The following is a 24769-nucleotide window of genomic DNA, read 5'->3' as shown; positions in this document are numbered from 1 at the left end:
ATGTGTGGAATTGTTGGTGTTCTGGGCTCGCATGAAGCCGCCCCCATTCTGGTCGAGGCGCTGAAACGCCTTGAATATCGCGGCTATGACAGCGCCGGGATCGCGACCGTCAACGACGGCACATTGGGCCGTCGCCGCGCGGTTGGCAAGCTGGTCAATCTCAGCGATCTACTGGTGCATGAACCCCTGCCCGGCAAATCCGGGATCGGTCATACTCGCTGGGCCACCCACGGTGCGCCTACGATTACAAACGCGCACCCTCACAAGGCCGGGCCCGTCGCTGTTGTGCACAACGGCATCGTCGAGAATTACCGCGACCTGAGGGCCGAACTTGCCGAACATGGTGTTGGGTTCGAAACCGAGACCGACACCGAAACTGTCGCGCTTTTGACCGAGCACCACATGAATAGCGGCATGACCCCGACCGAAGCCGCTTTCAAGACCATCGACCGGCTCGAAGGTGCTTTTGCGCTGGCCTTTCTGTTCGACGGCGAAAACGATCTGATTGTTGCTGCGCGCAAGGGTTCTCCTCTTGCTATCGGGCACGGGGATGGCGAGATGTATGTGGGCTCGGACGCCATCGCGCTGGCCCCGCTGACCGATCGGATAACCTATCTGGAAGAAGGCGACCGGGCAGTCCTGACCCGCACATCGCTTGAAATCCGCAACGAGGCTGGTGAGCTTGCCAACCGCGAAACCCGCCAGATCAAGCTGGACCATGCGCGTGCCGACAAGGGCGAGCACAAGCATTTCATGGCCAAGGAAATCGCCGAGCAACCCGTAGTGGTGGCCGAAGCGATCAGGTCATACCTGCCCAGCGGGGGTGATCAGGTGGTTCTGCCCGGCGCAGGCATCGACTTCACCAAGCTGGACCGTCTGACCATGGTCGCCTGCGGCACGGCATTTTATGCCTGTCTGACGGCCAAATACTGGTTCGAGCAACTGGCAGGAATGCCGGTAGAGGTCGATATCGCCAGCGAGTTCCGCTATCGCGAACCGCCCATTTCGGATCGGACACTGGCCCTGTTCGTCAGCCAATCGGGTGAAACCGCCGACACGCTCGCCGCGCTGCGCTATTGCGAAGGCAAGGCGGACAAGATTGTCTCGGTCGTCAATGTCCCCGAAAGCTCGATCGCGCGCGAAAGCGATGTGGCTCTGCCGATCCATGCCGGGGTGGAAATCGGCGTCGCCTCGACCAAGGCGTTCACGTGCCAGTTGAGCGTTCTTCTGATGCTGGCACTGAAGGCCGCAACCGATCGCGGCACGCTGAGCGCCGAAGCGATATCCGACCACGCCGCCGCGCTGCGCGGTCTACCTTCTGTTCTGAATGCCGCGCTGGATCAGAACCCGGCCATCAGAACATCGGCGCAGCGCCTGTCCGAGGCGCGTGACGTGCTGTTTCTGGGCCGTGGCTTGATGTACCCGCTGGCGATGGAAGGGGCACTGAAACTCAAGGAAATCAGCTATATACATGCCGAAGGCTATGCTTCGGGCGAGTTGAAACACGGTCCGATCGCCCTGATCGACAAGCATATGCCAGTCGTTGTGATGGCGCCCAAGGATGCTGTATTCGACAAGACCGTATCCAATATGCAAGAGGTCATGGCGCGCAAGGGCAAGGTCATCCTGGTCTCTGACGACGACGGCATTGACGAGGCACAGGACGGGGTCTGGAACATGATCCGAATGCCTCATGTGCATCCCAGTTTGACACCGATCCTGTACGCGCTTCCGGCACAATTACTGGCCTATCACACGGCGGTTGCCAAAGGCACCGACGTGGATCAACCGCGCAATCTGGCCAAATCGGTGACGGTGGAATGAGCGACGCGGTCGAGCTGGATTTCTATCTGGATCAGATCAGAGCCCATGCCGACCCCGCCCGCGCCGAACAGGCGGCGGCTTATCACAAGGCCGCCCGCCCGCATCTGGGCGTTGCGAACCCGATTCTGAACGATCTGACAAAATCCTGGCGGCAGCAGCTGGGCGTGGATGAGCGTGTCGCGCTGGCCGATGCGCTGTGGCAAACCAACATCCACGAGGGTCGCTTGGCTGCGGCAAAACTGCTGACACAGGCACGCATCCGACCGGATCAGGCCGTCTGGGACCTGTTGTACAGCTGGCTGCCCGATTTTGATGCCTGGGCAGTTGCTGATCATGCCTGCATGGCGATGCAGAAACGGCTGACGGCCGATCCCGACCGCTTGGATCAGGTCGCCCTTTGGACACGGTCTGACCATATGTGGACCCGCCGCGCGGCGTTGGTCGCGACGCTGCCCTGGACCAAGCAAAACCACCCCAAACCGGATGATTTGCAACGCCGCGACCGAATTCTGGGCTGGGCCGCCAGCTATGTACCTGATCGCACCTGGTTCATTCAGAAAGCCATCGCCTGGTGGCTGCGAGAGCTGTCCAAGCACGATCCGCAACGGGTCATCGCCTTCCTTGAACAGCATGGCGACAATATGAAACCATTTGCCCGCAAAGAAGCCGGCAAGTACCTGCGCGATTAGTTGGAGTAGACCTCCAGTTCCACCAATTCGTCAAAAGGCAGTAACAAAGCCCGCATCGCGTCCAGCGACAACCGACTGCCGCCGCCTGCGGGCCCGGGACCCGGAACCAGAGTGATGTAAGCTTGCGCCCCCGTTCTGGGCACGACAACCCGACAGGTCATTTCGACATCGACCAAAGGTGTTTCAAGCCAGCGACCGGGCGTGCTGGGGTCACCCAATCCCGCAATGGTCTTTCGTGGACCGTTCCATCCCGCCGCTGCAACGGGTGTCGCGACGGGAGGAGCATCGGGAGCTACTTCTGTCGCTGTCGGCTGTGTCTGCGGCTGCGACTCGGCACCGCCAAAAAGCCGGTCTGACGTAGACCGAACGGTTTCGCACCCGGCGACAAGAACGCAAATTCCCAGCAACGCTAGTCTCATACAGGAAATTTACCCCGCCAAACCGGGCAGTACCAGCCCAAAGCGCAGTTCACCCTTGCCGGTCCCCTGCTGCCGCTTTACCTATGGGCCATGACAGCACCGCTCATCGACCCGTTTGCCCGCGCCATCACCTATCTCCGCGTTTCCGTCACGGACCGGTGCGATTTCCGCTGCGTCTATTGCATGTCGGAAAACATGACTTTTCTGCCCAAGAAAGACCTGCTGACGCTGGAAGAGTTGGACCGCATGTGCTCGACCTTCGTGGGCATGGGGGTCGAAAAGCTTCGGATCACTGGTGGCGAGCCGTTGGTCCGTCGCAACATCATGACCTTCTTCAACAGCATGACCCGGCATCTGGAAAGCGGCGCGCTCAAGGAATTGACGTTGACCACGAATGGCTCGCAGCTGCATCGCTTTGCCGATGATCTTTATGCGGCCGGGGTTCGCCGGGTGAACATCTCATTGGATACGCTCGACGATGACAAGTTCGCCAAGGTCACGCGCTGGGGTCGGCTGAAACAGGTGCTAAACGGCATAGATGCGGCACAAAAGGCCGGTTTGCGGATCAAGATCAACGCCGTCGCGTTGAAGGGGTTCAACGAACCGGAACTGCCACGGATCACCGAATGGTGCGCCGAACGCGATATGGATCTGACCTGGATCGAGGTCATGCCGATGGGCGATATCGGCAACGAAGACCGGCTGGATCAGTACTGGTCCCTAAAGGATGTGCGCCGGGAATACGAAAACCACTACGCCGTGACCGATCTGGCCGAGCGCTCCGGCGGTCCCGCGCGCTATGTCAGGCTTGAGGAAACTGGGCAGAAAATCGGATTCATCACGCCGCTCAGCCACAATTTCTGCGAAAGCTGCAACCGTGTGCGGCTGACCTGCACCGGTGAGTTGTACATGTGCCTCGGGCAAGAGGACATGGCCGACCTGCGCGGCGCTCTGCGTGATCACCCTGATACCGATCAACCGCTGGAAGACGCCATTCGTGCCGCCATCAGCCACAAGCCCAAGGGTCACGACTTTGACTATTCCCGTCAGGCTGTGGATGGTCAGATGAGCCGCCACATGAGCCATACAGGCGGCTGACATGCCCTTGCAGAATGAGCGCCCGACGCTGCTTTATCGGCTGTATTGCGGGTTGACGGCGGTCGCGGCTCCAATCGCTTGGCGAACCGTTCGCAAAAAGCTTGAAGCTGCAGGTGTTGCACCTGAAAGACAGCGGGAAAGGCTGGGCCGCGCCAGCCTACCCCGTCCCGAAGGACGCCTGATTTGGTTCCACGCCGCCAGTGTCGGCGAAAGCCTGTCCGTTCTCAGCCTGATCAAACGGTTGGGGAACCGCCTGCCGGATGCCGAGTTTCTGATCACTTCGGGCACGCCGACCTCTGCGGCGCTGATCGAAAAACGTATGCCACCGCGCACGCGCCATCAATATCCCCCGCTGGATACAGCCCGCCCGGTCCGGCGGTTCCTGGATCACTGGCAACCCGATGCGGGGGTCTTTGTCGAAAGCGAAATCTGGCCGCGGCTGATCGTCGAAACGGCCCGGCGCGGCACGCCGCTTGCATTGCTCAACGCACGGCTGTCCGAGAAATCGGTCGCCGGTTGGAAGAGGCGCCCCAAAACGGCCGCCTTCATTCTCGATCACTTTCGCCTGTTTCTGACTCAGAATGACCAAACCGCAGCCAATCTGATCGCCATGGGCGCGGCTCGGGACCGGGTACAACCGGGCACCAATCTCAAAGCCATGTCAGACCCGCTGCCGGTCGACACGGCAACGTTGAACGACATTCGGGCACAGACGGAAAATCGTCCAGTCTGGATCGCGAGTTCGACCCATGCAGGTGAAGAAGAGACTGTTCTGGCCGCGCATTCTGAGTTGTTGAAACAATGGCCCAACTTGCTGCTGCTGTTGATCCCTCGGCACCCGGAACGCCGCAGAGACGTTGCAGAATGCGCCAGTAAAGCTGGCCTGGCTTACGCTTTGCGAAGCGCTGGGCAAGCCATCGCTGCCGAAACGCAGGTCTATATTGCAGACACGCTGGGCGAAACCGGAACCTGGTATGCGCTCTGTCCAATCGTGTTTCTGGGCGGCTCGCTCAAGGAAATCGGTGGACACAATCCGTTCGAACCGGCACAGGCTGGCGCAGCGGTGATCACCGGCCCGGGCTATTTCAACTTTGCCGAAACCTTCGCCCCGCTGATCAGGTCCGGCGCTGCGATAGAAATCAGAAGCGCCTCGGAACTGACTGGTGCGGTCGCCAATTGGTTGTCTGACGCGACCGCTCTCGACGGCGCGCGCGCCGCGATCCGGTCGAGTGTGAACAAGCAAGACAGTGCTCTTGAAGCTGTCATCGACACATTGTGCACGCATCTGAGGCTCGACCCGTCCCCGAATCCAGCTTCATCTGGCTAAAAGCATCTCGGTGGTGTGGGGGCAGAGCCCCCACGAACACTTAGTTCAAGCCGCCGGCATCCGTTGTTCCACGATCTCGGCCCACCAGCTGCACCCGGCAGGGATGGCCTCATCGTTGAAATTATACTCGGGATGATGAACCCTTGCGGTATCACCATTGCCGACCAGAATATAGGCGCCGGGACGCTCGTTCAGCATAAAGGCAAAATCCTCGCCTCCCATAACCAGCGGCGCCTCTTCGCAGGCCCCGGATACCGAACGGGCAACTTCGGCAGCGAAATCGGTCTGCTCGTCGCTGTTCACCATCACCGGGTATCCGCGCATGTAAGTCACGACCGCTGTACCACCGAAGGTCGCAGCGACACCGGTGCAGATTTCGTTGATCCGCTGCTCGGCCAGATCGCGCATTTCCTTGCTCATGGTACGTACCGTGCCTTTGATCTGCACCGTTTGCGGGATCACGTTGAACGCTTTGGACGAAGTTTCGAACGACGTCACCGAAACCACAATCTGGTCGATCGGGTCAGCATTGCGCGAGGCGATGGTCTGCAATGCCAGAACCGCCTGCGCCGTCATCACGGTCGTGTCCACGGTCTCGTGCGGTTTCGCCGCATGCCCGCCGCGCCCTTCAAAGGTGATGTCGAACTGGTCGGTCGCCGCAAAGAACGATCCCGGACGTATCGAGAAGCTGCCGACCGGGTTGCCCGGCCAATTGTGCATCCCATAGACCTCCTGAATATTCCAGCGATCCATCATACCGTCATCACACATCTCCTTGCCGCCGCCACCGCCTTCTTCGGCCGGCTGGAAGATCACCACAACCGTTCCATCGAAATTGCGCGTCTCAGACAGATATTTGGCCGCACCCAACAGCATCGCCGTGTGTCCATCATGTCCGCATGCATGCATTGCGCCATCGGTTTTTGAGGCATAGTCCAGCCCGGTTGCTTCGTGGATCGGCAAGGCGTCCATGTCGGCGCGCAATCCGATCACTTTGCCTTTGCTGTCGGACTTGCCCTTGATCACGCCAACAACGCCTGTGCGGCCAATTCCGGTCACGACCTCATCGCAACCGAACTCTTTCAGCTTGTCCGCAACCAGCGCGCTTGTGCGATGGGTTTCGAACAGGATCTCGGGATTTTCGTGAATATCCCGTCGCCACGCGGTGATCTCGTCCTGCAATTCGGCAAAGCGGTTTTTGACTGGCATCTCTTCTCTCTCCTATCTCAAGCCGCCGGCATCCGGCGCTCGACCATTTCGGCAAACCACGAGCATCCCATCGGGATGATCTCGTCGTTGAAATTGTATTCGGGATGGTGCAATCCGGCGCTGTCACCATTGCCCAGAACGATGAAAGCGCCCGGGCGTTCCTCCAGCATGAACGAGAAATCCTCGCCCCCCATCACCATCGGTGCCTCGTCGCAACTGCCACCAACCGAAATGGCAGCGTCAGCGGCATATCCGGTCTGCTCTTCGGCGTTGATCGTGACCGGCACCCCGCGCTTGTAACTGACCGAAGCCGTGCCCCCGAATGTCTGCGCGATGCCCTGCACGACCTCATTCAGTCGTGTTTCGATAAGCGTCCGCATCTCATTTGCATGGGTCCGTACGGTTCCACGCACCCGCGCCGACTGAGGGATCACGTTGAACGCGTTCGAAGAGGTCTCGACCGAGGTGACAGACAGAACGGCCTGCAAGATCGGATCGGCATTGCGCGATACGATGGTTTGCAACGCCACGATAACTTGCGACAACAACACCGTGGTATCGACAGTTTCATGCGGCTTGGCCGCATGCCCACCGCGACCTTCGAGCTGGATATCGAACTCGTCCGCCGCCGCCAGCAACGGGCCAGATCGGATGGCAAACTGCCCGGCGGGCACACCGGGCACGTTGTGCATGGCGTAAACTTCCTGAATACCGAAACGGTCCATCAACCCGTCCTTGCACATCGCCTCGGCCCCATTGCCGCCTTCTTCGGCAGGCTGGAAGATCACGATGGCGGTGCCGTCGAAATTTCGCGTCTCGGTCAGATATTTGGCAGCCCCCAGAACCATCGCGGTGTGGCCATCATGTCCGCAGGCATGCATCGCACCATCGGTCTTGGACGCATACTCCAGACCGGTCTGTTCCTGCATCGGCAACGCGTCCATATCCGCACGCAGCCCAATCACACGCCCCTGTGTATCGGTCTTGCCCTTGATGACACCGACAACGCCGGTTCGGCCAATTCCGGTCACCACCTCGTCGCAACCAAACTCGGACAGCTTTTCCGCAACCAGCGCGCTGGTGCGATGAGTGTCATAGAGGATTTCAGGATTCGCATGGATATCACGCCGCCAAGCGGTGATCTCTTGATGCATTTCCGCAAGACGGTTCTTGATCGGCATGTGGTCCTCCGCAGTGTGTCAGCCGACGGGCAGTCTTCGCTCGACCAGTTCAGCAAACCAGCTGCACCCGGCGGGAATCGCGTCGTCGTCGAAATTGTATTCCGGGTGGTGGCACATCGCCGTGTCCCCGTTCCCGATAAAGATGTAGGCTCCGGGCCGTTCTTCAAGCATGTAAGCAAAATCTTCCGAGGGCATGATCGGATCGGTGTTGTCGTGAACCTTGCCTGCCACTGCTTGCGCAGCCTCGGCCGCATAGCCGGTTTCAGCCTCGGAGTTCACGGTGACCGGATAGCCCGGCTTCCAGGTGACCTGCGCCGACGCCCCAAATGCAGATGCGGTATCTTCCGCAATCCGCCGGACGCGTTCTTCGGCGATTCCGCGGTATTCGGGGTCGAGTGTCCGAACTGTTCCCTGCATCCGCACGGTGTGCGCAATGACATTCGAGGCGGCGCTGTCGGTCTCAAATGTTCCAACCGTCAGCACGACACGTTTGATCGGGTCCACAGTACGCGCCACAACCGACTGCAAGGCAACAACAATATGAGATGCGACCAGCGTCGTGTCGACCGCGTCGTGGGGCGTGGCCGCATGCCCGCCCTTACCGGTCACCAGAATTTCGAACTCATCGGACGAAGCCAACAACGCACCGGGACGGATCGCAAATTCGCCGAGTGGTATTCCGGGCATGTTGTGCATTCCATAGACTTCCTGAATGCCCCAACGCTCCATCAACCCGTCCTGGCACATGGCAAGCCCACCCGCGCCGCCTTCTTCAGCCGGTTGGAAAATCAGCACCACGGTGCCATCGAAATTCCGCGTCTCAGCAAGGTACTGCGCCGCCCCCAACAGCATCGAGGTATGCCCGTCATGCCCGCAAGCATGCATCTTGCCCGAAACCGTCGAGGCATAGTCGAGCCCCGTTGCCTCTTCAATCGGCAACGCGTCCATATCCGCGCGCAGGCCGATAACCCGGCCTTGCGTATCCTCACGCCCCTTGATGACACCGACGACACCGGTCTTGCCAATGCCCGGAGTAATCTCGTCCACGCCAAAAGCCTTCAGGCGATCCTGAACAAAAGCAGCGGTTTCGTGGACGTCATACATCAGTTCGGGATGGGCATGCAGATGGCGGCGCCACTTGGTGATTTCTTCATGCATTTCCGCAAGACGGTTCTTGACTGGCATTTGCAATCTCCCTTGCTGCGCGGCGAACGATCAGACTTTCAATCGCTCGACCAATCGCCCCATGAACGCGTGACCCGCGTTGAATTGTTCGATCGTGATGAATTCGTTTGGCTGATGGGCCTGCGCGATATCTCCCGGGCCGCAGATAACTGCCGAATACCCGGCCTCCTGAAACTGGCCTGCTTCGGTGCCGTAGCTGACCACGTGTGTGGCGTTGTCGCCGGTCAGCGCCCGTACAAGCGCCTCGGCCTCGCCATCCTGTTCCGGTACCAAACCCGGGATCGCGAAATGTTCGGAAAGCTCGATCCGCGCCTCCGGATGAACCGCCTGCATGCGCGCCTCAGCGTCGCGGACCTGCTGGAAATAGGCGTCGCGCCAATCGGCTTGCTGCTCGCCGGGGACAGTCCGAAAATCCATCATGAACCGGCAATCTTTCGCGGTGATATTGTGGGCGGTACCGCCTTCGATCATGCCCACATGAACGGTGGTCCAGGGTGGATCGAACATCGACGCGACGTCGCTGGGCTTGGCCGCCATGTTGTGGGCGTTCTGTTCGTTCGCCCAGTTGATCAGCGGCGCTGCTTCCATCACGGCATTGACGCCGGTGTGCATGATCGAGCTGTGAACCTCGAACCCGACGATATGCGTGTCGTAGCCGAACCCGCCCTTGTGGCCTGTGACTGCCTGCATCATCGACGGCTCGCCCACGATGACGGCGGCCCCCTTTGGCAGCACTTTTTGCATCGCCTCGATCATCGGTGGCGCACCGGTGCAACCGACCTCTTCATCGAAGCTCAGCGCCAGCTGCAGAGGGCGTTTTACATTCGCGTATTGCGCCTCGACCAAGGCCCAGATGGCCATGGCGTCAAAGCCCTTCATGTCGCAAGTGCCACGGCCGAAATATTTGCCGTCTCGTTGCGTAACGGTGAACGGGTCAGTGTCCCAGGGTTGCCCATCTATCGGGACCACATCCGTGTGCCCGGACAGCACGACCGCGCCCTCTTCCCATGGTCCGACATGGGCGAAAACCGCCGCCTTGTGCGGCTGATCGGGGTCCGGCCAGACATGGGGCTCGATCCCGTGAGATTTCAGGTAGGTCGCAACCCATTCAACCAACGGCAGATTGGTGTCGCGACTGACGGTTGGAAACGAAACAAGCTGATCCAGAATTTCCTTTGGCGACAATCTCATGTTCCGGCCTAGCCCACCCAATGCTGTTCGATCCACTTCGCCGGTTTGATAAAGTGGCGAAGATACCGTAACTCATTCTTTTCCTTCGATTTTCGCTCATGTCGTGCCGCCCAATAGGTGCCGAGCGAACCAGCGGTATGCCGACGAGTCCATCGCCCCAATATGGCGTTCTCGGGATCATTGGCACCAGCGAAGATAACAACACGCGCCCGTTTCGGCAGCCGCGGCGTCATCACAAGGTTCAGCGGAAAGGTCCAGACGCAGTCGTGACTGAACTGCTGCACTGCCCAGCGCGGAAAGAACTTGACGCCACCCGGCGCGTTCCGGGTGACATACCGCTGTTCGAACCGGAATTTCTCGGCGATTTTCTGAGGGTCCTTGCGAAAGGCCTGCTGCATTGGTGCAAGCTTGCCAACCGGAAACCGAAACAACGAGGTCTGGCCCAGACGCTCGAACGGGGTTGTAGGGTTTCTGGCCATAACCACATCGTCTTCTTCACCGATTTCAAAGAACAAATCCAGCGACCCGGTGATGACAATATCGAGATCCAGAAACAGAACCGGACCACTGAGCGAGCCCAGCTTTTCGCTCCACAACCGGGATTTAGGCCATTTTCCGATGACGCCGACCGGCATGTCATAATCGACCTCAGGCAAATCCTCGCACTGTACTTCTGGCCGGACGCCTTCGCGCGAATCCGTGAAGCAGGTGAAGGAAAAAGGCGGCGTGATGTTGCGCGCCACCATGCCATACAACCGGTTGATATAATTCGGCCCGTACTTGGTGCCCCAGTTGATACAGATAATTTGCTTTTTCATAGCGCCCTAGTAACCGCTATCGGTCTCGAGCACAAAGTGGCGCGGTTCGACCTCGCGATAGATTGACGGCTCGGGCTCATATCCGATCGGGTGGATGGGCGACGGAATTGGCTTGAAATTCAGGTCTTTTTCCGATTTGCGCTTGTTCGGGTCGGCAATCGGCACCGCCTTCATCAGCGCCTGAGTATAGGGGTGCTGAGGGTTCTCAAAAACGCGCGCGCGGGGACCCATCTCGACAATCCGGCCCAGATACATGACACCGACATAGTGGCTAACGCGTTCGACCACGGCCATGTCATGGCTGATGAACAGATAGGACAGGCCCAGTTCGGATTGCAGTTCCATCATCAGGTTCAGCACCTGCGCCTGAACCGAAACATCCAGCGCCGAGACCGCCTCATCCGCGACAATCAGTTTGGGATTGAGGGCCAGAGCGCGCGCGATGGCGATGCGTTGGCGCTGACCGCCCGACATCTCATGCGGGAACCGGCGCATGAAGCTGCGCGGCAACTGCACTTTGTCGAACAGTTGTGCAACACGGTCCTGCATCTCGGACCCGGACGCCACGCCGTAGTTGCGCATCGGCTCCGCAACCTGATCGACCAGTTGCATCTGCGGGTTCAAGGACGCAAACGGATCTTGAAAGATCATCTGCATGTCCAGCCGCGCCTTACGCAAACCGCCAGGGTCCAGCTTCATGATATCGACGCCGTCCAGATCGATTTCACCAAATAGCGGCTCGACCAGTCGCAGGATCGACCGCCCTGCCGAGGATTTACCGCAGCCGGATTCGCCCACAAGACTTAGCGTCTGGCCTTTGTTCAGCGTGAAAGACACATCCTCGACCGCGTGAACGTTCGAAATCGTTCGCCGTAGCAACCCACCTTTGACCGGGAACCGCGTTGTCAGGTTCTTGACCGTCAGCAACACCTCTTCGGTGCCCGGAATCGGAGCGATGGTCTGGCCGTCGACACCCAGCAGTTTCATTGGCTCGGGCGCGGATTTACCCTGCATCTCGCCCAGCTTCGGCACAGCGGCCAACAGAGCTTTGGTGTAGTCATGCTGAGGGTTCTCGAAGATCTCGTTGACCGTGCCCTCTTCGACCTTGTTGCCACGGAACATGACGACAACCCGGTCGGCCATCTGCGCGACGACCGCCATGTCATGGGTGATGAACATCACCGCAGTCCCGGTTTCCCGCTTGAGCCGGTCCATCAAGGCCAAAATCTCGGCCTGAATGGTCACGTCCAGAGCAGTGGTCGGTTCATCGGCGATCAGCAGGCGCGGCTCGCAGGCCATCGCCATGGCGATGACCACACGCTGGCGCATACCGCCTGACAGTTCATGCGGATATTGCTTCAGCCGGCGCTCGGGTTCGGGGATGCGGACCTGACGCAGCAATTCCAGCGCACGTTCTTCGGCCTCTCCTTTGGTCATGTTCTTGTGAATGCGCAGACCTTCGGTCAGCTGCCGGCCCACGGTGAAAACGGGGTTCAGGGCGGTCATCGGCTCCTGAAATATCATTCCGATCTCGTTGCCGCGAATCTGTTTCATCAGATCCTGATCGGCATTCGACAGGTCCATCTCGTCGCCGTCGCGACGATCAAACAGCAATTCACCGCCCGCGATCTCGCCCCCGCCGAACTCGACCAGACGCATCAAGGACAGCGACGAAACGGACTTGCCCGACCCTGATTCCCCAACGATACAAACGGTTTCGCCGGGATTTACCTCGAACGAAACATCCTCGACGCCGACAACCGGTCCGTCCTTTGTCTGAAATTCGACCCGCAGTTTCTTGATCTGGGCAATAGGCTGATCCAGCACGCGCGCGCTCCCCTTGGCGTCTTTTTGTTCTGAATGCCAAACGCTAAGGCGGCAGCGCCGGAAAAGTCAAACCCATTGCTGAATTTCGCGACGGCACCACTTGCTTTTTTTTGAAGTTCTGTTTCGATACCCGACGTAACCGCCTTTGGGAGAGGGCGAGTTTCACGAAACGTGAACCGCTTTGTCTTTGCATGTCAGAGATTTACCCACAGTGCGGCAACGCCAAGTCCGCAGGCATTGCGGAAATAATCGAGACACGTTCGTGTCCAATTTGGGAGTGTATAATGAAGATCAAAACACTTTTGCTCGGTGCGATTGCAAGCACGGCGATGGCCCCGATGGCCTTTGCCGAGCGCGGATCGGACGGCAATGTCAGCATCATTTACTGGCAGGCCCCATCGATCCTGAACCCCTTCTTGTCCGGCGGCACCAAAGACGTAGAATCAGCGTCTCTGGTGATCGAGCCCCTCGCCCGCTATGACCAAGACGGCAATATGGTGCCGTATCTGGCCTCAGAGATTCCTACTGTTGAAAATGGTGGCGTCAGCGAAGATCTGACCTCGATCACCTGGAAAATCGCACCGGGAATCACCTGGTCGGACGGAACGCCGTTCACCTCGGCGGATGTGAAATTCACCGCTGACTACTGCATGCACCCCGAAGGCGGCTGCGCACAGGTCACCAAGTTCGAAGGTGTCACATCGGTTGAGGCGTTGGACGATCTGACCGTCAAGGTCACATTCGACGCCCCGACCCCGTTCCCCTACGGACCCTTTGTAGGCGGTGAAAGCCCGATCATTCAGGCTGCTCAGTTCGCGGATTGTGTGGGCGCGAAAGCCCCTGAATGCACCGATCAGAACTTTAACCCGATCGGCACTGGCCCGTTTGTCGTCACCGAATTCAAGCCGAATGACGTGATCACCTTCAAGGCCAACGACAACTATCGTGATCCGGACAAGCCTGCATTCGCGACTGTGACCTTCAAAGGCGGTGGTGATGCGACCGCGGCTGGCCGTGCTGTCATGGAAACAGGCGAGTTCGATTATGCCTGGAACCTGCAGCTGGCGCCCGAAGTGATTGCGCAGATGCAGGAAGGCGGCAAAGGTACGCCGGTTGCAGGCTTTGGCCCACTGGTCGAGCGCATCATGCTAAACCAGACCAACCCGTCGCCCGACCTGCCGGAAGGCGAGCGGTCGACAGCTGCCCATCCGCACCCGTTCCTGCAGGACCCGGCGGTTTACAAAGCGATGTCCATGGCCATCGATCGCCCGTTGCTGGTTGAAATCGGCTATGGCCAGGCAGGCAAAGTGACCTGTAACTGGGTTCCCGCCCCCGCTGCGTTCAACTCGACCTCAATGACCTGTGACACGCAGGATATCGACGGCGCCAACGCGCTGCTCGACGAGGCAGGCATCGTTGACACCGACGGCGACGGTGTGCGCGAAAAAGATGGTGTACCGCTGAAAGTTGTCTACCAGACATCGACAAATGCCGTCCGTCAGGACTTTCAGGCGCTGATCAAGGAATGGTGGAGCCAGATCGGTATCGAATCCGAACTGCGCAACCTCAACGCTTCGGTCTTCTTCGGTGGTGATCCGGGCTCGCCTGACACGTTCCAGAAGTTCTATGCAGACGTTGAGATGTACGCCAACACCTTCAACGGCACCGACCCGCAGTCCTATCTGGGCAACGGTTTGTGCGACAAGGCCCCGCGTCCGGACACGCAGTGGCAGGGTGAGAACATCAGCCGCTTCTGCAACGAAGAGTTCGACAAGCTGCATGGTCAGCTGGCCGAAACCGCCGGTCTGGAAGCGCGTGCTGAAATCGCGAAAAAGCTGAACGACATCATGGTAGAAAACGGCGGTATGATCCCGCTGGTTCACCGTGGTCGTCTGTCGGCGCACGCAAACTCTCTGGGTGGAGTTGTCCTGAACGTTTGGGACAGCGAGCTGTGGAACATTGCGGACTGGCACCGCAAGACCGGTTCCTAAGCTTTAATCTTGCAAAGCCGCGCCCCGATCCATATCGGGGCGCGGTCAATTGCACACCACTCCAACAAGAAGACGCATATAAAGGCGCCTCTTAATGCTCAACTTTACCATCAGACGACTGGTGCTGGCCGTTCCAACACTGCTGTTCATCAGCCTCGTCATATTCCTGCTGCTCGAGCTCGCACCCGGCGACCCGATGGCGCAGGTTCCGCTTACTGTCCCGCCCGAAGTCAAAGAGAAGATGCGCGAGGCGCTTGGCCTCGGCCAGCCGATGCATATCCGGTTCTGGAAATGGATCGTGCAGTTCTTCTGGATCGAACCACAGGTTCTGATCGACCACATGTTCGGCACAACCTTTTCCGAAGGTGACCTGCGTGTGATTTCGTGGCAGACCCGTTCACCCGTCATGGACATCGTCGTTCAGCGTATCCCGCAGACCCTGTGGGTTGTCGGCACCGCCTATGTGGTCGCCATCCTGATCGCCCTGCCCATCGGCATCTATTCGGCCTATCGCCAGTATTCCTGGTTCGACCAGATGGGCACGTTTGTGTCGATGGTCGGCTTCTCGGTTCCGCCGTTCTTCTCGGGCGTGCTGGTGATCGTGATCTTCTCGGTCCAACTGGGCTGGTTCCCGTCGATCTATGACACCACCCATGTGGTCAACAGTTGGGACAGCTTCGTCGTACAGCTCAAGCAGATGATCATGCCGGTCATGGTTCTGGCGTTGCAGATCACCGCGCAGCTGAGCCGCTTCATGCGCGCCTCAATGCTGGACAACCTCAATCAGGACTACGTCCGCACCGCGCGCGCCAAGGGGCTGAGCGAATACACAGTCGTGATGGTCCACGTCCTGCGCAACTCGATGATCCCCGTGGTCACCGTTATTGCGCTGGGTATTCCGGCCATCTTCGGTGGGGCCATCATCACCGAGCAGGTGTTCAAGGTGAACGGCATCGGTCAGTTGCTGATCGGGGCCATTCAGGCCAACGACCTGCCGATGGTGCAGACGCTGACCTTCATCTTTGCGGTGCTGATCGTGGTGTTCAATCTGATTGCAGACGTGCTTTACGGCATTCTGGACCCGAGGATTCGCTATGACTGATCATGATCGTACCGATACCTTGGTCCCTGACGAAGGCCTTGCACCCGCTTCGACAGCTCTGCCCACCACCGATGTGATGGAAGAACTGGCAACCCCGCCTCGCAGTCAATGGCGCGATGTCTGGGATCAGTTTAAGACTCACAAAGGCGCGATGATCGGAGCTATCCTGTTCATCTTCATCGTCGCAGCGGTGTACCTTGGGCCATACATCTGGACCATTGATCCGACGCAGATTGACATCAGATCGCGCAACCAGGGACCAAGCCTTGCCCACCCGTTCGGCACCGACCAATTGGGCCGCGACATCCTTGCTCGCATGATGTCCGGGGGTCAGACCTCGGTTTCGGTTGGCATCACCGCGATGCTGCTGGCGCTGTTTCTGGGTTCCTTCATTGGCGTTCTGGCCGGGTTCTTCAAACGCCTCGACGGCCCACTGATGCGCCTGACGGACCTGTTCCTGGCTTTGCCTCTGCTGCCCCTGCTGCTGGTCATGATGCTGCTATTCCGCGAGCCCTTGTCGGCTGCGTTCGGGTTGGAGCGCGGGATATTCATCCTGATCGTCTGTGCCATCGGCATCACCTCGTGGATGCCCACCGCTCGGATTGTCCGCGGCGATGTGCTGGCGATCAAAGAGCGCGAGTTCGTTCTGGCAGCACGTTCCATCGGCACCAGCAACAGTCAGATCATCACGCGACACATCCTGCCAAACGTGCTGTCGCCAATCATGGTGTCGGCCACGCTCGGCATCGCAACGGCGATCATTACGGAAAGCGCATTGTCGTTCCTTGGTCTTGGCTTCCCACCGGATTTCCCGACATGGGGCCGGTTGTTGTTTGATGGTGTCGATTACCTGCAGCAATACCCCGAACGCGTGTTCTGGCCTGGACTCGCGATTTCGTTGACCGTCCTTAGCGTCAACTATCTGGGCGACGGCTTGCGCGATGCGCTTGATCCGCGCATTCGCGGACGCTGAAACACCTTAGTCGGCGCGCTTGAGCGCGCCGGCGCATATGACGATCAAAACCGCCAGAGGCAGAAGCACCGCAAAGGCAAGGCGCAGCGTCATCAACTCGGCCAGAAACCCGATCAGGGGTGGTCCGATCAGCAACCCTCCGTATCCCAAGGTTGCGACACTGGCGATGGCCTGACCCGGCGGCACATTTGGATCATTTGCTGCGCGGCTGAAAGCAAGCGGCATGATCACCGCATAGCCAACCCCCATCAACGCAAAGCCCGCCAGCGCCAACGTGGGTTGCCCTGCCGAGACTACAGCGAAGACACCAAGTGCGGCACAAACGCCCCCAAACCGCGCCGTCGCGACCGGACCGAACCGGGCGATCACCACACCGCCTGCCAGCCGGAAAGCCACCATCGTCACCGAAAAGACGGCATATCCCAAAGCCGCCACGCTTTCGGCGGCACCTGTTACATCCCGCAGGAAAATCGCACTCCAATCCGCGACAGCCCCTTCGCCCAATGCCCCGCACAGGGCGGTGAACCCAACCAGAACCAATGCTCCGGATGGCAACGCAAAGACTTTGCCCGCGCTCTGATCAGATCGCCTGGACGTCCAGCGCACCCACGAACAAACAAGCGCAAGAGCAACGACGACTCCTCCGGCCAGCAGAAAGTGCTGCATCACAGTAAACTCAAACTGCACCGCGCCGAACCCACTCAGCGCCCCGACCCCAGCGCCGAAACTCCACATCGCGTGGAAGGATGACATCAGAGGTTTCTCATAGGACTGCTCAACCTCGGCGGCCCAGGCATTCATCGCCACGTCCATCGACCCGTGAAAGGCACCGAAAACGAACAGGTACGCAGCCAACGCCCAGAAGCTGCCCGCAAAGGCAAGCAGGATCAGCGACAGCGTATAAAGCACCGCGATCACCCGGGTTACCGCCACGGCGCCAAACCGATCCGTCAATCGTCCGGTAATCGGGAACGAACAAACAGCGCCTGCCGCCATGAACAAAAGGCCATATCCCAGATCTTCGTGGCTAAGGCCGAGATGGTCCCGGACCGCTGGAATGCGCGAGGCCCAGATGCCAAACAGGGCCCCGTTGAGGATGAACATGGCGGCGACCGCGCGCCATGCGGAAAACACACTGATCACGTGACCCTCTTGCGAAGCCTGCCAAACCAGCCGTGTATCGCAGGAGAACTCGCGATTGGCAAATGTGCTCTATCCCAGACGCTTGCGGATTCTTCGTATTGCGAACCAAACCGCCAGCACGACCGGAACCGTCACGAGAGTTGTCAGCATCCCCTTGCTGATCCCCGCAGCGGTCAGCGGGTAGAGAAGATAACTGACCAGTGACACCGCGTAATAGCTAATGGCGACCACGGAAAGCCCCTCGACAGTGTGTTGCAACCGCAGCGCCAGATCGGCACGACGGTCCATGCTTTCAAGCAGCGCCTGGTTCTGTGCGCTGCGTTCGACGTCTACACGTGTTCTCAGCAGATCTCCGGCCCGGATCGCCCGATCCGACAGCGCCAGAAGACGGCGTTCGGTGGATTTCACGGTCCGGATCGCAGGGTCATACCGGCGCATCATGAAGTCAGCAAAATTCTGGCCGCCCTGGAAGCGCTCTTCCCGCAACACTTCGATCCGCTGGTTCACAATAGCTTCATAAGCGCCCGTTGCTCCGAACCGGAACGAACACTGGGCCGACAAAGTTTCAAGTTCGATCGACGTCGACAACAAATCCTGCAAGAGCGCGTCGGGCTGAGCCGAGTTGTCGGTCATCTGTCCCATCAACCGGGTCAGTTTTCCGTCCAGTTCCCCGATCCGCGGCATCAACTGCTTGACGCGGGCAAAACCCAGCATGGACATCGCCTTGTAGGTCTCGATCTCGCACAGGCGCTGGACAATCCGCCCCGTCCGACGCCGCCCGGTTCCTTCGGCCACAAACAACGCAAAGCGCATATGACCTGCCGGATCGATGCGAAAATCACTGGCGCAAATGGCGGCATCGTCCAGAACTCGGGCGACGGCCAGACTTTCGGGTTCGAACCAATCCAGCAGTTTCGATTTTATCACGTCGTCGGTGTCGCGTTCGACAACACGAACCGTTGCAGACGTTACCCTTTGGCCGGGGCTGGCCATCAGCCAATCAGGTGGAAAAACTTCGAAATCAGCCGGGTCGAAGGCACGATCGCTCACATTCTGAGCGATTGCCGTATAGGTCACGAACTCGGTGTGCTGCTCCCACTTCAACCAGTGGCGCCCGATCTGCCCGGCGTAATGCGTGGCATCCGGCTGAGGGTGTTGCGCGCCATGTCGATCAAGCAGATTGATCAAGTGGGCCAGATCCTCATTGCGATCTCGGGCGACCGCCGCCTCGGGTTTCTTGATCGCCAGAAAGACAACCGTGCAGGGCATCGACGCGACCGGGAAGGGTCGTGCATGCAGTTCATTGGCCAGCGCATAGCGCAGGGGATGGTCGTCTATCGGTGTCATTTAGGGCTCCGCCTTGTCGCGCGTACTATACGGAAACGACCACAGACATCAATTATCTTTTTATTTCATACACTTACAAGGATACAACGGTATACAGACCCGCTATCTCATTGATTTGGCTGCCAGAGCTCAATCGGATTGCCCTCTGGGTCGTGAATGCGGGCAAATTTGCCGACCTCACTGTCCCAGTCAGCGTTGGTTTCAACCTCTATCCCCGCCGCCTCAAGCTGCGCAGTCAGCGCAGCCAGATCATCGACGCGGAAGTTGATCATCCACTGCTGTTCGGTACGGCCAAAATACGTGGTGTCCTGCGCAAAGGGGGCAAAGACGGTATAGCCTTCGCGCTGTTTCCAGGGGACGGGGTCATAGTGATTGACGCCCAGATGCGTCTCGTACCAAGCGCTCAGCGCCTTGGGGTCGCGGGCGCGGAAGAATACGCCACCGATACCGTTTACTTTCTCCATGAGACACCTCCTTTAGGAACAGAATATACCAAAAAGCAAAAAAGGCGCCCGTTTGGGCGCCTTTTCCAGTGGTTTTCGGCCCCGATCAGTCGATCATGGGCAGAAGTTTGTCGAGGCTCGCCTTGGCGTCGCCGTAGAACATGCGGGTGTTTTCCTTGAAGAACAGCGGGTTTTCGATGCCCGAATACCCTGTGCCCTGGCCGCGTTTCGACACGAAGACTTGTTTGGCCTTCCAGCATTCCAGAACCGGCATTCCGGCGATGGGGCTGTTGGGGTCTTCCTGCGCCGCAGGGTTCACGATATCGTTCGAGCCGATGACAATGGCCACATCGGTGTCCGGGAAGTCATCGTTGATCTCGTCCATTTCGAGAACGATATCATACGGCACCTTCGCCTCGGCCAGCAGCACGTTCATGTGGCCCGGCAGGCGACCCGCAACCGGGTGGATCGCAAAGCGCACGTTCTTGCCCTTGGCACGCAGCTTGCGAACCAGTTCAGAAACCGATTGCTGCGCCTGTGCAACCGCCATGCCGTAGCCCGGGATGATGACAATGCTGTCCGCATCATTCAGAGCCGCAGCAACTCCGTCAGCTTCGATCGCGACCTGTTCGCCCTCGACCTCCATCTGCGGGCCCGAGGTGCCACCGAATCCACCCAGGATCACGCTGACAAAGTGACGGTTCATCGCCTTACACATGATATAGGACAGGATCGCACCGGACGAGCCAACAAGCGCACCAACCACGATCAGCAGGTCGTTGCCCAGCGAAAAGCCGATCGCCGCGGCCGCCCAGCCGGAATAGCTGTTCAGCATCGACACAACCACCGGCATATCGGCACCGCCGATGCCCATGATCAGGTGATAGCCGATGAACAGCGCCGCCAGCGTCATCAGGAACAGCGGGAACAGACCCCCTGACGAGGTGTACCAGATCAGGCAGATCAGTGAGAGACCCGCAGCAGCGGCGTTCAGCGCATGACCGCCGGGCAGTTTGGTCGCGGCGCTTGTCACCTTGCCCGCAAGCTTGCCATAGGCCACGACAGATCCAGTAAAGGTGATCGCACCGATGAAGATGCCCAGGAACAATTCGACATGCAGGATCGCCAGCTCGGCCGAGGTTTTCTTGGCGATCAGCTTGGCAAAGGCCCCCAGATCGGACAGGTCCGCCTCTTTCGCGCTGTCCGCGATGGCCATGACTTCGGCAACATTGCCGATCTCAAAATGCGCGTTGAAGCCGACGAACACAGCCGCCAGACCCACCAGCGAGTGCATTGCCGCCACCAGCTGTGGCATCTCGGTCATCTGCACGCGCTGCGCAACATATTGACCGATCAGACCGCCGCCGATGATCAGCAGCAACGACAGCAGCCATAGGCCGGAACCCGGGCCAACCAGCGTGGCAAAGACCGCCAGCGCCATACCGACGATGCCATACCAGACCGCGCGTTTGGCGCTTTCCTGGTTCGACAGACCACCGAGCGAAAGAATGAAAAGGACAGCCGCAACAACGTAAGCGGCAGAAGTGAAGCCAATCATATGCCCGACCTCCTTAAGATTTCTGGAACATGGCGAGCATGCGCCGGGTTACGAGGAAGCCGCCGAAGATGTTGATCCCGGCCATGAAGACGGACAGCGCCGCCAGCAGAATGACCAGGAACGATCCCGATCCGATCTGCATCAAGGCCCCAACGATGATGATCGACGAAATCGCATTGGTGATCGCCATCAGCGGAGTGTGCAGCGAGTGTGAGACATTCCAGATCACCTGGAAGCCTACGAAGATCGCCAGCACGAAAACGATGAAGTGCTGCATGAAGCTTGCCGGAGCAACCAGCCCGACCAGCAACATCAGCGCACCGCCAACACCCAGCAGAGTGAACTGCTGCTTGGTCTGCGCCTTAAAGGCAGCAATCTCCTGCGCCTTTTTCTCTTCCGGGGTCAGTTCCTTGACCTCGGGTTTCTTCTGCGCCGCAATCGCCTGCACCTTGGGCGGTGGCGGCGGGAAGGTGATGTCTCCTTCAAATGTCACGGTCGCCCCACGGATGACGTCATCTTCCATGTCGTGATTGATTTGACCGTCCTTTTCAGGGGTCAGGTCAGTCATCATGTGGCGGATGTTGGTTGCATAGAGCGACGAGGACTGAGCGGCCATTCGGCTGGGGAAGTCGGTGTACCCGATGATCGTCACCCCATTGTCGGTCACAATCTTCTCATCCGCGACTGTCAGCTTACAGTTGCCGCCCTTTTCCGCCGCAAGGTCCACAATGACCGAGCCCGGCTTCATGCTTTCGACCATATCCTTGGTCCAAAGCTCGGGCGCCTCACGGTTCGGGATCAGGGCCGTCGTGATTACAATGTCCATCTCTGGCGCCAGTTCGCGAAATTTGGCCAACTGCGCGTTGCGGAACTCTTCCGACTGAACCGAGGCGTAACCACCGGTCGCGGCTCCGTCCTGTTGTTCTTCTTCGAAGTCCAGATAGACGAATTCGGCCCCCATCGATTCGACCTGCTCGGCCACTTCGGGGCGTACGTCGAACGCATAGGTGATCGCACCCAGCGACGTTGAGGTGCCGATGGCGGCCAGGCCAGCCACGCCCGCGCCCACGATCAGCACCTTGGCAGGCGGCACTTTACCGGCCGCCGTCACCTGACCGGTGAAGAACCGGCCAAAGTTGTTGCCCGCCTCGATCACCGCGCGATAGCCCGCGATATTGGCCATCGAGGACAGCGCATCCATCTTCTGAGCACGCGAAATACGCGGCACCATCTCCATGGCGATCACGTTTGCGCCCTTGGACTTGGCCGCTTCCATTCCCTCTTCATTCCCGGCGGGATTGAAGAAGGAAATCAATGTTTTACCCTTGGTCAGACGCTTCAGCTCGGTTTCGTTCGGCTGGCGAACCTTGGCAACGATGTCAGCCGCCTTCCACAAGGACGCGGCGGTCTTGACGACTTCGACTCCGGCCTCTTCATAAGTGGCGTCCGAGAACCCGGCGGCAGCCCCGGCTCCCTTTTCTATCAGGCACTCATAGCCAAGCTTCTGCAACTGACGGGCCGAGTCCGGCGTCATCGCGACCCGGTTCTCACCGTCAAAAATTTCCTTTGGCGTTCCTATCTTCAACGGTGCGGTCCCCCTAATTTTCGGTCTGTTCGCATGGGTGGCAGGTATTCTTCTTCAAGCCCTGATGTATCTCGCGAAAGATTATTTCGCAAGCGCAGCAATTTTTCCGCTGTGTCAAATTCCTCACAGCCTCAAATCCAGCGCCGTGTTTGGCGTTCGTAGCGTGCAAAATCCGCGCGGAAGGTGCGGCGCAATCGGTCTTCTTCGGGCAGTATGAAACGGCGCTCCAGCAACCAGACGAATATCGGGACCAGCACCAATGACAGGACCGCATCGAACCTGAGGATCAACCCGGTCAGGATCAGCACATCGCCCAGATAGATCGGGTTGCGGCTGCGTTTGAATATCCCTGTTTGAACCATTGAAGTTGGCACCTGATGCGGCATCACCGTTGTCTTGAACCGCCGAAACTCGGCAATCGCGAGGACAACCAGAATGAACCCTGCCCCGATCAGCAAACCACTGAGCAGATCGGTGAACCATCCGTCCAGCGACAGGTCCAGAGGTGCATACCGCGATTGTAGCCAGGCCAGAAATGCAGCGCCCAGCAACCAGACCGGAGGGATATCAATACTGCGCATACCTTTCTTTCCACCTTCCAAAAACACACGCAAACATGTCGTTTTCGGGGGCAGGCTTACCGTTTTCCACCAGTCAAGGCAAAACACAGATAGTCGCAGGTCGGCGACACCGCGTTACGGGGCCGGCGATGTATCAGACGCCCTTGATCCCGGCCCCGATCAGCGTAGCAAGCTGGGTTATCCGCTGGGTGTATTCCTGCGCATCTGTTGCGGTCAGCTTGATGCCCTTGAGTGCAGCGGTAATCGTCTTGGCGGTTTCCTCGGCTCCATCCGGCAGACGTGCACGGTTCGCAGCCTGTTCCTGTTTCAACCAGTCGGCGTATAGCTGCGTCAGCTGCATTTCGCCCTGCTCGACAATGTCGGTGGCCATGGATTTGGTGGCGTCCAGCATCTCGACCCCGTGGGGTGACGACAAAATCTGGGCCATACCTTCGCTTTGCGCCTGAATCGCCTGACCCAGTACATCAGGAACGGTTCCTGATGCCTGCAACGCCTCGGCCACGGCATGCGCCTTCTTTTCGTAATACGATCGCGTCAGGCTGCGAACGATGTCCTGCTTGTTCTTATAGTGCAGGTAAACGGCAGGGCGCGACATTCCCGCGCCCTTGGCAATGTCATCCATCGAGGTTTTGCGGAACCCATAGCTCGCAAAGGCAAAAAAAGCCGAATTCAGGATCGCAGCCTGCTTTGGATCGTCCACGTCTTCTATCATGATGCGACCTTTGACAGTTTTTGTTTATTTTGTCAATTGACACAGTGACACTTTGCGATAAATATGTCAGAAAACAGCCACAGCCAAGAGAGGTGCGCCATGTCGACCACCCTTAAGATCAATGGAAAAGCGCATCAGGTCGACCTGCCCGATGACGTTCCCCTTCTCTGGGTCCTGCGGGACGAGGTCGGTTTGACCGGCACCAAGTTCGGCTGCGGCGTCGCCGCCTGTGGCGCCTGCACGGTTCACATTGATGGTGAGGCCGTGCGCTCTTGCCAGGTCGCACTGTCCGATGTGTGGGGGGACGTCACAACGATCGAGGGTTTGGGCACCCCGGATGCGATGGCTACGATCCAGCAGGCCTGGGTCGATCATCAGGTCGCCCAATGCGGTTACTGCCAGTCTGGCCAGATCATGCAGGCAGCGGCATTGCTGTCCGAAAACCCAGCGCCCTCGGACTCCGATATCGACGAGGCGATGCAGGGCAATCTGTGCCGTTGCGGCACCTACCCCCGAATTCGCGCCGCCATTCATGACGCCGCCGCCAAGCTGAAAGAGGTCTGAGC

Annotated in this window: 22 protein-coding genes; 8 read left to right on the top strand and 14 right to left on the bottom strand. The window is 58.9% G+C overall.

Annotated features, from left to right (window positions below):
* Entirely contained in the window at positions 1-1824 is a 1824-nt protein-coding gene (gene glmS / locus ACR0LX_RS15500) for a glutamine--fructose-6-phosphate transaminase (isomerizing) (protein ID WP_480784483.1), read from the top strand.
* Complete coding sequence (locus ACR0LX_RS15495) at positions 1821-2513, top strand: DNA alkylation repair protein (RefSeq protein WP_480784482.1); 693 nt, start codon at positions 1821-1823, stop codon at positions 2511-2513. The genes glmS and ACR0LX_RS15495 overlap by 4 nt, the downstream gene beginning before the upstream one ends.
* Here the strand turns inward: ACR0LX_RS15495 and ACR0LX_RS15490 are convergent.
* Complete coding sequence (locus ACR0LX_RS15490) at positions 2510-2920, bottom strand: hypothetical protein (RefSeq protein ID WP_480784481.1); 411 nt, start codon at positions 2918-2920, stop codon at positions 2510-2512. The genes ACR0LX_RS15495 and ACR0LX_RS15490 overlap by 4 nt on opposite strands.
* A gap of 102 nt (positions 2921-3022) precedes the next feature.
* Between ACR0LX_RS15490 and moaA the strand changes: the two genes are divergently transcribed.
* Both moaA and ACR0LX_RS15480 read left to right on the top strand, forming a co-directional pair.
* Positions 3023-4030 carry a GTP 3',8-cyclase MoaA gene (gene moaA / locus ACR0LX_RS15485; RefSeq protein WP_480573183.1) on the top strand — a complete coding sequence of 336 codons (1008 nt, stop codon included), beginning with the start codon at positions 3023-3025 and terminating at the stop codon, positions 4028-4030.
* Position 4031: 1 nt separating this feature from the next.
* Positions 4032-5357 carry a 3-deoxy-D-manno-octulosonic acid transferase gene (locus ACR0LX_RS15480; RefSeq protein ID WP_480784480.1) on the top strand — a complete coding sequence of 442 codons (1326 nt, stop codon included), beginning with the start codon at positions 4032-4034 and terminating at the stop codon, positions 5355-5357.
* Between the two features lie 45 nt (positions 5358-5402).
* Here the strand turns inward: ACR0LX_RS15480 and ACR0LX_RS15475 are convergent, their stop codons facing one another.
* The 6 genes from ACR0LX_RS15475 to ACR0LX_RS15450 are packed head-to-tail and all read right to left on the bottom strand — an operon-like array spanning position 5403 to position 12768.
* Positions 5403-6566 carry a M20 aminoacylase family protein gene (locus ACR0LX_RS15475; RefSeq protein WP_480784479.1) on the bottom strand — a complete coding sequence of 388 codons (1164 nt, stop codon included), beginning with the start codon at positions 6564-6566 and terminating at the stop codon, positions 5403-5405.
* A 17-nt stretch (positions 6567-6583) separates the two neighbouring features.
* Entirely contained in the window at positions 6584-7747 is a 1164-nt protein-coding gene (locus ACR0LX_RS15470; protein WP_480784478.1) for a M20 aminoacylase family protein, read from the bottom strand.
* Between the two features lie 18 nt (positions 7748-7765).
* The gene (locus ACR0LX_RS15465; protein ID WP_480573171.1) at positions 7766-8932 is read right to left on the bottom strand and encodes a M20 aminoacylase family protein; all 1167 of its coding nucleotides are present in this window, start codon (positions 8930-8932) and stop codon (positions 7766-7768) included.
* A 30-nt stretch (positions 8933-8962) separates the two neighbouring features.
* Complete coding sequence (gene argE, locus ACR0LX_RS15460; RefSeq protein ID WP_480784477.1) at positions 8963-10123, bottom strand: acetylornithine deacetylase; 1161 nt, start codon at positions 10121-10123, stop codon at positions 8963-8965.
* An 8-nt stretch (positions 10124-10131) separates the two neighbouring features.
* Positions 10132-10941, bottom strand: a complete 810-nt coding sequence (locus tag ACR0LX_RS15455) for a glycosyl transferase (RefSeq protein ID WP_480573166.1) — start codon at positions 10939-10941, stop codon at positions 10132-10134.
* Between the two features lie 6 nt (positions 10942-10947).
* On the bottom strand, positions 10948-12768 hold the full coding sequence (locus tag ACR0LX_RS15450; protein WP_480784476.1) for an ABC transporter ATP-binding protein: 1821 nt from the start codon (positions 12766-12768) through the stop codon (positions 10948-10950).
* A gap of 284 nt (positions 12769-13052) precedes the next feature.
* Here ACR0LX_RS15450 and ACR0LX_RS15445 point away from each other — a divergent pair, with 284 nt between their 5' ends.
* The 3 genes from ACR0LX_RS15445 (at position 13053) to ACR0LX_RS15435 (ending at position 16834) form a co-directional block, all read left to right on the top strand.
* The gene (locus tag ACR0LX_RS15445; RefSeq protein WP_480784475.1) at positions 13053-14759 is read left to right on the top strand and encodes a peptide ABC transporter substrate-binding protein; all 1707 of its coding nucleotides are present in this window, start codon (positions 13053-13055) and stop codon (positions 14757-14759) included.
* Positions 14760-14853: 94 nt separating this feature from the next.
* Positions 14854-15861 carry an ABC transporter permease gene (locus ACR0LX_RS15440; protein ID WP_480784474.1) on the top strand — a complete coding sequence of 336 codons (1008 nt, stop codon included), beginning with the start codon at positions 14854-14856 and terminating at the stop codon, positions 15859-15861.
* Positions 15854-16834: an ABC transporter permease gene (locus ACR0LX_RS15435; protein WP_480573157.1), complete on the top strand. Its 981-nt coding sequence runs from the start codon at positions 15854-15856 to the stop codon at positions 16832-16834. Before ACR0LX_RS15440 ends, ACR0LX_RS15435 begins: the two co-directional genes overlap by 8 nt.
* A gap of 6 nt (positions 16835-16840) precedes the next feature.
* Here the strand turns inward: ACR0LX_RS15435 and ACR0LX_RS15430 are convergent, their stop codons facing one another.
* The 7 genes from ACR0LX_RS15430 to ACR0LX_RS15400 all read right to left on the bottom strand — a co-directional run bounded on the left by ACR0LX_RS15430 (position 16841) and on the right by ACR0LX_RS15400 (position 24203).
* Positions 16841-17977 (bottom strand): MFS transporter, encoded by a 1137-nt coding sequence (locus tag ACR0LX_RS15430; protein WP_480784473.1) that lies wholly within the window; start codon positions 17975-17977, stop codon positions 16841-16843.
* Between the two features lie 69 nt (positions 17978-18046).
* Positions 18047-19324, bottom strand: a complete 1278-nt coding sequence (locus ACR0LX_RS15425; protein WP_480784472.1) for a DUF3422 family protein — start codon at positions 19322-19324, stop codon at positions 18047-18049.
* Between the two features lie 107 nt (positions 19325-19431).
* Positions 19432-19788, bottom strand: a complete 357-nt coding sequence (locus ACR0LX_RS15420) for a VOC family protein (RefSeq protein ID WP_480784471.1) — start codon at positions 19786-19788, stop codon at positions 19432-19434.
* 85 nt (positions 19789-19873) lie between these two features.
* On the bottom strand, positions 19874-21325 hold the full coding sequence (locus ACR0LX_RS15415; RefSeq protein WP_480784470.1) for an NAD(P)(+) transhydrogenase (Re/Si-specific) subunit beta: 1452 nt from the start codon (positions 21323-21325) through the stop codon (positions 19874-19876).
* Between the two features lie 13 nt (positions 21326-21338).
* On the bottom strand, positions 21339-22910 hold the full coding sequence (locus tag ACR0LX_RS15410; RefSeq protein WP_480573141.1) for a Re/Si-specific NAD(P)(+) transhydrogenase subunit alpha: 1572 nt from the start codon (positions 22908-22910) through the stop codon (positions 21339-21341).
* A 131-nt stretch (positions 22911-23041) separates the two neighbouring features.
* Positions 23042-23491 (bottom strand): methyltransferase family protein, encoded by a 450-nt coding sequence (locus tag ACR0LX_RS15405; protein ID WP_480784469.1) that lies wholly within the window; start codon positions 23489-23491, stop codon positions 23042-23044.
* A gap of 133 nt (positions 23492-23624) precedes the next feature.
* Positions 23625-24203 carry a TetR/AcrR family transcriptional regulator gene (locus ACR0LX_RS15400; RefSeq protein WP_480573135.1) on the bottom strand — a complete coding sequence of 193 codons (579 nt, stop codon included), beginning with the start codon at positions 24201-24203 and terminating at the stop codon, positions 23625-23627.
* Between the two features lie 99 nt (positions 24204-24302).
* Between ACR0LX_RS15400 and ACR0LX_RS15395 the strand changes: the two genes are divergently transcribed.
* Positions 24303-24767 carry a (2Fe-2S)-binding protein gene (locus ACR0LX_RS15395; protein WP_480784468.1) on the top strand — a complete coding sequence of 155 codons (465 nt, stop codon included), beginning with the start codon at positions 24303-24305 and terminating at the stop codon, positions 24765-24767.
* Positions 24768-24769: the final 2 nt, after the last annotated feature.

It is taken from the genome of Ruegeria sp. CH11, from assembly GCF_056537105.1.
This window is presented reverse-complemented; position numbering and strand designations above follow the sequence as displayed.

What these genes read in the sequence shown, in the direction of transcription:
- ACR0LX_RS15440 (WP_480784474.1), top strand. Translation starts at nt 14,854, where the DNA reads ATGCTCAACTTTACCATCAGACGACTGGTGCTGGCCGTTCCAACACTG.
- ACR0LX_RS15445 (WP_480784475.1), top strand. Translation starts at nt 13,053, where the DNA reads ATGAAGATCAAAACACTTTTGCTCGGTGCGATTGCAAGCACGGCGATG.
- moaA (WP_480573183.1), top strand. Translation starts at nt 3,023, where the DNA reads ATGACAGCACCGCTCATCGACCCGTTTGCCCGCGCCATCACCTATCTC.
- glmS (WP_480784483.1), top strand. Translation starts at nt 1, where the DNA reads ATGTGTGGAATTGTTGGTGTTCTGGGCTCGCATGAAGCCGCCCCCATT.
- ACR0LX_RS15495 (WP_480784482.1), top strand. Translation starts at nt 1,821, where the DNA reads ATGAGCGACGCGGTCGAGCTGGATTTCTATCTGGATCAGATCAGAGCC.
- ACR0LX_RS15480 (WP_480784480.1), top strand. Translation starts at nt 4,032, where the DNA reads ATGCCCTTGCAGAATGAGCGCCCGACGCTGCTTTATCGGCTGTATTGC.
- ACR0LX_RS15415 (WP_480784470.1), bottom strand. Translation starts at nt 21,325, where the DNA reads ATGATTGGCTTCACTTCTGCCGCTTACGTTGTTGCGGCTGTCCTTTTC.
- argE (WP_480784477.1), bottom strand. Translation starts at nt 10,123, where the DNA reads ATGAGATTGTCGCCAAAGGAAATTCTGGATCAGCTTGTTTCGTTTCCA.
- ACR0LX_RS15435 (WP_480573157.1), top strand. Translation starts at nt 15,854, where the DNA reads ATGACTGATCATGATCGTACCGATACCTTGGTCCCTGACGAAGGCCTT.
- ACR0LX_RS15465 (WP_480573171.1), bottom strand. Translation starts at nt 8,932, where the DNA reads ATGCCAGTCAAGAACCGTCTTGCGGAAATGCATGAAGAAATCACCAAG.
- ACR0LX_RS15400 (WP_480573135.1), bottom strand. Translation starts at nt 24,203, where the DNA reads ATGATAGAAGACGTGGACGATCCAAAGCAGGCTGCGATCCTGAATTCG.
- ACR0LX_RS15455 (WP_480573166.1), bottom strand. Translation starts at nt 10,941, where the DNA reads ATGAAAAAGCAAATTATCTGTATCAACTGGGGCACCAAGTACGGGCCG.
- ACR0LX_RS15475 (WP_480784479.1), bottom strand. Translation starts at nt 6,566, where the DNA reads ATGCCAGTCAAAAACCGCTTTGCCGAATTGCAGGACGAGATCACCGCG.
- ACR0LX_RS15395 (WP_480784468.1), top strand. Translation starts at nt 24,303, where the DNA reads ATGTCGACCACCCTTAAGATCAATGGAAAAGCGCATCAGGTCGACCTG.
- ACR0LX_RS15405 (WP_480784469.1), bottom strand. Translation starts at nt 23,491, where the DNA reads ATGCGCAGTATTGATATCCCTCCGGTCTGGTTGCTGGGCGCTGCATTT.
- ACR0LX_RS15425 (WP_480784472.1), bottom strand. Translation starts at nt 19,324, where the DNA reads ATGACACCGATAGACGACCATCCCCTGCGCTATGCGCTGGCCAATGAA.
- ACR0LX_RS15470 (WP_480784478.1), bottom strand. Translation starts at nt 7,747, where the DNA reads ATGCCGATCAAGAACCGTCTTGCGGAAATGCATCAAGAGATCACCGCT.
- ACR0LX_RS15420 (WP_480784471.1), bottom strand. Translation starts at nt 19,788, where the DNA reads ATGGAGAAAGTAAACGGTATCGGTGGCGTATTCTTCCGCGCCCGCGAC.